General features: G+C 63.8%; 6 protein-coding genes and 1 pseudogene. 2 read left to right on the top strand and 5 right to left on the bottom strand.

Features of this window, described 5'->3' with window-relative positions; translation table 11 throughout:
* Both AACY42_RS28660 and AACY42_RS16610 read left to right on the top strand, forming a co-directional pair.
* Nucleotides 1–157, top strand: a pseudogene (locus AACY42_RS28660) (type VI secretion IcmF C-terminal domain-containing protein); the annotation flags it as partial.
* 307 nt (nt 158–464) lie between these two features.
* The gene (locus AACY42_RS16610; RefSeq protein ID WP_339480985.1) at nt 465–2,048 is read left to right on the top strand and encodes an ABC-F family ATP-binding cassette domain-containing protein; all 1,584 of its coding nucleotides are present in this window, start codon (nt 465–467) and stop codon (nt 2,046–2,048) included.
* A 34-nt stretch (nt 2,049–2,082) separates the two neighbouring features.
* On the opposite strand, the gene AACY42_RS16605 is transcribed toward AACY42_RS16610, so the two are convergent.
* Genes AACY42_RS16605 through AACY42_RS16585 form a run of 5 tightly spaced genes read right to left on the bottom strand, consistent with a single transcriptional unit; the run spans nt 2,083 to nt 7,957 of the window.
* The gene (locus AACY42_RS16605) at nt 2,083–3,720 is read right to left on the bottom strand and encodes a BatD family protein (RefSeq protein ID WP_339480983.1); all 1,638 of its coding nucleotides are present in this window, start codon (nt 3,718–3,720) and stop codon (nt 2,083–2,085) included.
* A complete protein-coding gene (locus AACY42_RS16600) occupies nt 3,717–5,453 on the bottom strand; it encodes a tetratricopeptide repeat protein (protein ID WP_339480981.1) in 1,737 nt (578 codons plus the stop codon). Before AACY42_RS16600 ends, AACY42_RS16605 begins: the two co-directional genes overlap by 4 nt.
* On the bottom strand, nt 5,450–6,529 hold the full coding sequence (locus AACY42_RS16595) for a vWA domain-containing protein (RefSeq protein WP_339480980.1): 1,080 nt from the start codon (nt 6,527–6,529) through the stop codon (nt 5,450–5,452). The genes AACY42_RS16600 and AACY42_RS16595 overlap by 4 nt, the downstream gene beginning before the upstream one ends.
* Nucleotides 6,522–7,016 carry a DUF4381 domain-containing protein gene (locus AACY42_RS16590; RefSeq protein WP_339480978.1) on the bottom strand — a complete coding sequence of 165 codons (495 nt, stop codon included), beginning with the start codon at nt 7,014–7,016 and terminating at the stop codon, nt 6,522–6,524. Before AACY42_RS16590 ends, AACY42_RS16595 begins: the two co-directional genes overlap by 8 nt.
* A complete protein-coding gene (locus AACY42_RS16585; RefSeq protein ID WP_339480976.1) occupies nt 7,013–7,957 on the bottom strand; it encodes a DUF58 domain-containing protein in 945 nt (314 codons plus the stop codon). Before AACY42_RS16585 ends, AACY42_RS16590 begins: the two co-directional genes overlap by 4 nt.
* Nucleotides 7,958–7,963 lie beyond the last annotated feature (6 nt).

Here is a 7,963-nt window from a genome sequence, read left to right as displayed (position 1 = left end):
CCGCTACCGCATGGTGCTCAAGGCCCCCGATGGGCTGGGCTTGACCTGGCACCTGCGCACCGAACTGGACGCCGGGCCGATGGCGTTGCTCAGGCTACGAGGGTTTACGTTGCCGGGGCAGGTATTTTTGGAGGGGCGTGGGGCTGCGGGGGGATAGGCGTGCAACCTGAACCGCCTGACTATTGATGGATCTGAGCACGGATTGTTCGATGCACGAAACGGCGGTGCGGGAGATGTAGAGCTGTCGGGCGTGAGTTTGCTCAAACTAAGTCGGGCAATTGGCTGCTTTGTGGTGGAATCGGTCCGTGTTTGTCGCTATTGGAGAGCCAAAAATGAGACCCGTTTTGCCTACCCGCACGGTCTGGCGGCCCGTGCCGTAGTCAAACATGGTGATCCTTATTGCCACCGCGACGACATCAGGGAACGATTCAGTGCCCGTCGGGCCGATTGTCCAAGGAGGTTTCATGACCCAACGATTACTCCAACTCGACCAAGTGTCGTTCAATCTGCCCGACGGGCGCGTTCTGCTCGATCACTTGAACCATACCTTCAGCGCCAGAGCCACAGGTATCGTGGGGGCCAATGGCTGTGGCAAGTCGTTGCTGGGTCGGCTGCTGACGGGGGAACAAAGGCCCACCAGCGGCACCGTCCGCCGCGAAGGACGGGTTTACGCCGTGGCGCAATTACTGGAACCCGAGCGCTATCCCAGCGTCGCCGCGCTGGCCGGGGTCGACCACATTCTGGCGGCACTGGATCGCATTGCCCGAGGTAGCGTCGACGATGACGACCATTCGCTGGTGGTCGATCAATGGGATTGCGCAGCACGCCTTGAGGCGCAACTGCAGCAGATCGGCCTCGGTCACTTGAATGCCCACGCATGCACCGACGCACTCAGTGGCGGCGAACGGCAACGGGTGGCGCTGCTGGGGGCGTGGTTATCCAGGGCTGACTGGCTCATTCTGGATGAGCCCAGCAACCACCTGGATATTGATCAGCAACACAAGCTTGCGCAGCAGATCGATCGCTGGCCCAACGGCCTGGTGCTGATCAGCCACGACCGCGGACTTCTGGAGCACGTGAACGAAATTGTCGAGCTTTCACCGTCGGGGTTGGGGGTTTATGGCGGCAGCTACCGTCAGTATGCGGCGGCACGCGAGCAGGAGCAGCAGTCGTTCCAGTCGGCATTGCAAGGGGAGCGGGCGCAGGCCAAGCGTGAGCACCGTGAGAGGGGCGTGCAGATGGAGCGTCAGCAACGGCGCAATGCCCGCGGCGACCGTCAGACCCGTGAAGGCAATCAGACCAAGCTGATTACCAACGCCCAGAAAGAACGCAGTGAAAACAGCCAGGGGAAATTGCGCCTCAATCAACAAGTGGCCCGTGAGCAGCAGCAACGACGTATTGCCGAGGCCCGTGCGCGGTGTGCGCCGCAGATTCAGCGCATGATGCTGTCCCCGGAAAGCACTGTGCCTAACGGCAAGTTGATATTGCAGCTCAATGACATCGTGTTGCCGTATGGTTGCGCTACGCCTGTCAATCTGACGTTGACGGGGCCTATGCGCCTGGCAGTCTTGGGCCCCAACGGTAGCGGGAAATCAACCCTGCTGCGGGTCATCGCCGGTCAACTGCCGGCGCGGGAAGGTGAGCTGATACGCAGTTGCCTTATCGGGTGGTTGGATCAACATGCTGGATTGCAGTACCCCGACCGCACGCCAGTGCAATGGCTCCACGAGAGCAATCCCCAGTTGCCCGAAGCCGAGGCGCGAACCCGGTTGGCGCAAATGGGCATCGATGCGGATCGTGCGCTGCTCAAGACCTATCAATTGAGTGGTGGCGAGCGCCTGAAAATGGCGCTCGCGGCACAGCTACATGCACAGCGGCCACCGCAGTTGCTGTTGCTGGATGAGCCGGACAACCACTTGGATCTACCCAGTCGAATCGCGCTGGAGCAAATGCTCAACCAGTACCAAGGTTCATTGATCGTGGTTTCTCACGACAGGACTTTTCTACAGGCCATTCATCTGGATGCCGAGCTCCATCTCAACCTCTAGACGCGGTTTGATTGATTGTCTGACCTTATTGCAATCACTTCGGATAAAGCGGCGGCAAACCACTGTCGCCCAGTGGGTCCTGGGAGCGATCTGCGGTGGGAATGGTACGAATGGCCCGCCACAAGTCCTCTCCTTGCCAATGCTGGCCGGTTTCGCTGTAGAGCGCGCCATTGAGGCCGTCCAGGGCGTCGGACAGCGGCACGAAGCGCGCCGCCATGTCGGCCAGGGTTTCCGGTTGCTGGCGGGCCCAGGCGTCGAGGGCCTGGCGGGTGGCGTGGGGGTCGTTGGCCAGGCAGGTACGCTTGAGATCATCCAGCAGGGTGCGCGGGTTCGGTCCGGTCTGGGTCGAGCGCAGGATCGCCGGCTGCCAGCGGGCGCGCCACCACAAGCCAAAACCCAGCAGCGTGGTGCAGGCGAGGAGGAAGGTGCTCAGTTGCCAGTACCACAGGGCCTCGCTGTCGACCGTTGTCACGATCTGCGTCGTACCGGCCGGCGTGTCTACCATCAGGCTTGGATTGTTCGCTACTTGCAGGGTCCGCGCGGGGAGGCTGGTGCGGTCCAGGTGGTCTTCCAGGGTGTTCCACCAGACCACTTCCACCGGTGGCAGCTCGATGGTCCCGCTGCGGTTGGGCACCAGCGCCTCGCGGTCTTCGCGGCTGCCCACTAACCCGCGCTCACTTTGACGGCTGCTGAGTACCGGTTGGTCCGGATAGCGCCGCAGGCCATTGATCTCTGTGGCGGGCAGCGGTGGCAGCTGGGCGCTGGCCAGGCCTTCGGCTTCCAGGGTCAGGCTGCGGGTCAGGGAGTCGCCCACCTGGCTATGGGTCGGTTCCGGGCTCCAGCTTTCACTCAAGGACAGGCTGCGTGCGGGCAGCCAGGGCACGTCGGCCGGATAGATGGCAGGCTTGGGTTTGACGTGTAGCAACAGTTGCGCGGAGCTGACTCGCATCAACTGGCCGGGTTTGGGGCCCGAAGGTACGGCGTCCTGGGCCACCGGCTCGACCAGGGTGGCACTGAATGTCTGGGCCGGAATCGTCAGTTCGCCGCTGCGCTGCGGGTAGATGCCGTAGCGCAGTTCGATCACGCCATGGCGGACATCGTTGATGACTTTTTCATAGGTGCGCGATTCGCCCAGTTGCTCGGTGCGGGCATCGGGGATGTGCAGCGGCGTGAGGCTGCTGTCGTCGTACAGCGACACCGAATGGTAGATGCGCAGGGTCAAGATCGCCTGGGCCTGAACATACACTTCGGTCTGGTCGAGGCTGGCCTCGATGAACACCGGTGCCAGGGGCCCCGAGGCGTTGCGGGTTTCGCTTTCGATCACTTGCAGGGTGATCGGCTGGCTGGTCACTTCGCCCAGTCGCAATGGGGGAATGATCACGGTGCCGCTGTGGCGCGGCAGCAGGGTCACGATCCAACGGGTGGTGGCGCGGTTTACACCGTCGAGGGTCGTCAACTGGTTGACCTGACGGGTACCGCGCACATCGAACAAGGCCTGAAGCGGGCCCAGGTCCGGTTTGCCAAACAACGTGGCGTCGTTGGATTCCAGGGTCAGTTCCACCGTTTCCCCGGAGTTCAGGCGGCTGCGGTCCACACTGGCAGTTAGCTGTGCAGCCTGGGTTCCAGAGGCCCAGAGCAACAACACGAGGAGATAGGCGGTGAAGCGGGTCATTGGGTTTTTTCCTGGGCCTGGTGGCTTTGCTGTTCATACCAGAATTTACGCCTGAGCAACTCCCCTGGATTATCCGGGATCTGGCGCAGCCATTGTTCCAGTGCCTGGCGCTGTTCTTCTTCATTGCGCTGACCTGCGGCAGGACGCAGTGGTGGGGTGGTGGTTTGCTCATCGGGCAGTTCGCTGCCCGGTACATCCTGAGCGGTAGACGGTTGTGCCGTTCGCGGGGGCTGGGATGGGTCCGATGTCGCGCTTGCCTCGTGGGAGGGCTGCCCCGGTGCGGAAGACTGGGTGGGTGAGTCGGCATCGGGCGATTGCTCGGCGCGGTCCGGCTCCTCGTTTTCGGCAGGCCTGGGCTCTTCCGGTACGGGGGGCGGCTCTTTCAACAAGCTTTCCACCAGCGCCTTGTTGGTCTGGGCGGGGCGCAGGTCGGGTTGCAACTCCAGGGCCTGCTCGTAGGCATCCAGCGCGGCTTCCAGTTCGCCGCTCCTGGCCAGGGCATTGCCACGATTGTAGTGCGCGCGGGCGTCGTTGCCTTCGGCGAAGCGTCGGGCGGCTTCGCTGTATTGGCCGGCTTCGTACAGGGCGACGCCTTGCCACTGGCTGTCCTTGAAGTGGGCGGCGGCTTCGGCGGGACGTTTTTGCTTGAGCAGATGCTGGCCCTGTTGGTCGGCGCGCAGCCACAGGTCCTGGAATTCGAAGGCGTGGCCGGTTTGCGGCAACATGAACAGCAGCGGCAGGCAAAATAGCCAGCCTCGCCGGCCGGCACAGGCGGCCAGCAGCAATAGGGGCAGGAGCAGCCAATAGCCTTGGTCGGCCCAGGTGTCCAGGCGCAGTGTTTGCCCGTCGCTGCGCAGATGGCGAGGACCGTCCAACAGGCCGAGGCCGCGCAGGTCGCTGTCGTCCAGGCGCGCTGGCCGGTAGCGGCCATCCAGCTTGTTGGCAAAGGCCTTGAGGCCTGGGCTGTCCAAGCGCGGTAGCAGAATCGAACCCTGTGCATCCTTGAGGTAACTGCCATCTTCCTGGGGCACCGGTGCGCCTTCGCGGGTACCGATGCCCAGCATCAACCATTGCGTGGCGGAACCGTTCAGGGCCTGGCGAATGCCTTGGCGTTCCTGCTCGTTCAGCGACGAACCGATCAGCAGGATCCGGCCATGGCCCAGTTCGCCCTGGTCCAGCAGAGCCAGGGCCTTGCGGACCGCCAGGTCGGCACGATGGCCGCTTTGCGGCATGATCGATGGTGCGAGGGCTTCGAGCAGGTTGGCGCTGGTGGCCAGGTCGTCGGACAATGGCACCAGCGTATGGGCGCTGCCAGCATAGACGATGATCGCGGTCTGGGCGTCGCTGCGGTTCTGCAGCAGGTCCAGTACCTTGCGCCGGGCCTGTTCCAGGCGCGTGGGCGGGACGTCGGTGGCGAGCATTTCCGGGGTCAGCTCCAGCACGACCACCAGCGGGTCGGCGGGTTTCTGGCTGGTTTGTTCGACCCGCGCCCAGCTCGGCCCTAGCAACGCCAGCACGATCAACAGCCAACCCAGGCCCAGGGCAATCCAAGGCAACCGGCTTTCACGGCCACTGCCGCCACTGAGCAGCACAGCATGAAAGGCGGGAGGCAGGATCATCTGCCAGCGGCCCACGCGTTTCTGCCGGTGCCACAGTTGCCAGAGCAACCAACCCAGCAGAGGCAGCAGCAACACGAACCAGGGGCGTAGCCAGTGTGGCCAGAGAGCGATCATCGACGCCTCCGCAAGCGCAGGCGCTTGAGCCGCTGGCGCCACTCGGTGTGTTGGGCCGGCTGGAACAGCGGCTGGTTGAACAGGCGCTGCAATGGATTGTCCGGCCAGCGCGCCCGGGCCACCAGCAACATGCTCAACAGCAACACAACGGCCAGGGGCCAGTGATACAGCGCCAGGGCAGGACGGGCCTGGGTCGGTTGCTGAGTCACCGGTTCGAGCTGGTCGAGGGTGGTCTTGATCGCCAGTAACTGCTCACCATCCTGGGCACGAAAATACCGGCCGCCGGTGACTTGGGCAATTTCCTTGAGTGTCGGTTCGTCCAGGTCCAGGCTCGGGTTGACGCCGAGTAAACCCGTGGTACCGCTTTGTTCCGGGTCGGCACCGATGCCGATCGGGTAGATTTTCACGCCTTCGTCGGCGGCCAGTCGCGCGGCGGTGAGGGGGGCGATTTCGCCGCCGTTGTTGGCGCCGTCGGTGACCAGAATCAATACGCGGCTGTGGGCCGGCCGTTGGCGCAGACGCTTGAGGGCCAGGCCGATGGCGTCGCCGATGGCCGTATTCTTGCCAGCGATGCCGATACGCGCCTCATCGAGCCAATGGCGCACCGTGCGGCGGTCGAAGGTCAGCGGTGCCTGCAAGTAGGCCTGGCTGCCAAACAGGATCAGGCCGACCCGGTCACCTTCGCGGCCTTCGAGAAAATCCCCGAGCATATGCTGGACCAGCGCGAGGCGACTGACGTCATCGTCTTTCCACTGCATGTCGGGAAAGTCCATGGAGCCCGATACATCCACCGCCATCAGCAGGTCACGACCGCTGGCGGCAATGGGCAATGGCTCGCCCAACCACTGCGGTCGAGCAGCGGCGATCAGCAACAGCAGCCAGAGCAGGATGAAGGGCGCCTGTTGTCGCCAGGTCGGCAGGTTGGCCCGGGCTCGCCGACCCACCAGGCCTTCCAGGTCGCCGAGGAAACTGACCTTGAGCGCCGGCTCGCCGCTGTCGGCCGCCGGCAGCACCAGGCGCATCAGCCAGGGCAGCGGCAACAGGGCGAACACCCACGGCCAGGCGAATTCAAACATGTTTGCGAATCCAGATTTCGACCGCCTGGGTCAGGCCGGCAATGGCTTTGTCATCGAGCTTGCATTCGGGCTTGTAGGCGCCTTCCACCAATACCATCCAGCGGGTCAGGCCCGCTGCCGGGCAGCGGTTATCCAGGAACGCCAACCATTTGCGCCCGTTGAGGGTGTGGCTCTGGCTGTAGGGGTAATGGTTGCGACACAGGCGCTTGAGCAGCCCGTTGAGCTGCTGCAGCCAAGCCCCGGCCGGCGCCCCATCGTAGGGTTTGGGTAGCAGAGCGAGTTCGGCCAGCGCGGCCAGTCGCACCGGGTCCAGGGGTTGTTCGGCACGGGCACCGGTGCGCTTGGAGGGAATGAACCGGCGCAACTGCCACAGGCCCAGGCCCAACAAGGGGATCAACACCAGCAGCAACCACCAGCCCGGCGCGGGAGGCCAGAAACCAATAGGGGGCGGCGCCATCAGCGGCTGCAATTGATCCAGGTTGCTCATCGACTTTTCCCGGCCCGCTTGGGGTTCAGGTATTCGCGCAGTTGCTCGACCATGTCGCCCTGGGTGCTGAGGGGCATCATCAGGATCCGCAGCTTCTGCGCCAGTATTTCCCAGCGCTCTTGGCGCGCCTCGGCCTGGGCGCGATAGGCTTGGCGCAGTTCGAAGTTCAGGGTGTCGAGCTCCAACTGTGAAGCGTGTTGGGTGAAGCGCAGCAGGCCGGCGGCGGGCAGGGCGTGATCCAGCGGGTCCGACAGCGGTAGCAGTAACAGGTCGCAATGGCGCGACAGCAGGCTCAACTGCTGTTCGGCGCTGTCGGACAACGCACGCTCGTCGCAAATCACGATCACCAGACTGCCGGGCCGTAGCACTTCCCGGGCCCGACGCAGGGCGATGCCGAACGAGTCGCGATCCGGCTCGCCCTCGGTGTGCAGTGACTGATTGACTCGCACCAGACGGTTGAGCAATTGCAACAGGCTTTGTTTGCTGCGCCGCGGCTTGACCTCGTAATGGGTGTTATTGCCGAACACCAAGCCGCCGACCCGGTCGTTGTGCCCCAGCGCGGCCCAGCCGATCAGGCTGGCGGCCTGGGCGGCGAGTACTGACTTGAACACCAGCCCCGAGCCGAAGAACAGCCGGTGGCTTTGCTCGATCATGATGAAGATCGGTCGCTCGCGTTCTTCGTGGAACAGTTTGGTGTGGGGCTCCTGGGTCCGGGCGGTGACGCGCCAGTCAATGGTGCGTACGTCGTCGCCGGCCTGATAGACCCGCACCTGGTCGAAATCCACCCCGCGTCCGCGCAACTTGGAGTGATGCAGGCCGATCAGCGGACTGCGCTGTCCCGGTGTCGAGAACAGCTGCACCTCGCGCACGCGATGGCGCATCTCGATCAGCTCCGAGAGGCTGACGCGGATGCCCGGTGCGGGTGCCAGAGGGTTATTCATGGTGCA

Source organism: Pseudomonas sp. RL_5y_Pfl2_73, from assembly GCF_963970515.1.
Classification (GTDB): Bacteria; Pseudomonadota; Gammaproteobacteria; order Pseudomonadales; family Pseudomonadaceae; genus Aquipseudomonas.
The sequence above is the reverse complement of the archived record's forward strand: the minus strand, read 5'-3'. Positions and strand labels throughout refer to the sequence as shown.

Bases quoted from the DNA above. Each gene is read 5' to 3' on its own strand.
- AACY42_RS16610 (WP_339480985.1), top strand. From the start codon at position 465: ATGACCCAACGATTACTCCAACTCGACCAAGTGTCGTTCAATCTGCCC.
- AACY42_RS16605 (WP_339480983.1), bottom strand. From the start codon at position 3,720: ATGACCCGCTTCACCGCCTATCTCCTCGTGTTGTTGCTCTGGGCCTCT.
- AACY42_RS16600 (WP_339480981.1), bottom strand. From the start codon at position 5,453: ATGATCGCTCTCTGGCCACACTGGCTACGCCCCTGGTTCGTGTTGCTG.
- AACY42_RS16595 (WP_339480980.1), bottom strand. From the start codon at position 6,529: ATGTTTGAATTCGCCTGGCCGTGGGTGTTCGCCCTGTTGCCGCTGCCC.
- AACY42_RS16590 (WP_339480978.1), bottom strand. From the start codon at position 7,016: ATGAGCAACCTGGATCAATTGCAGCCGCTGATGGCGCCGCCCCCTATT.
- AACY42_RS16585 (WP_339480976.1), bottom strand. From the start codon at position 7,957: ATGAATAACCCTCTGGCACCCGCACCGGGCATCCGCGTCAGCCTCTCG.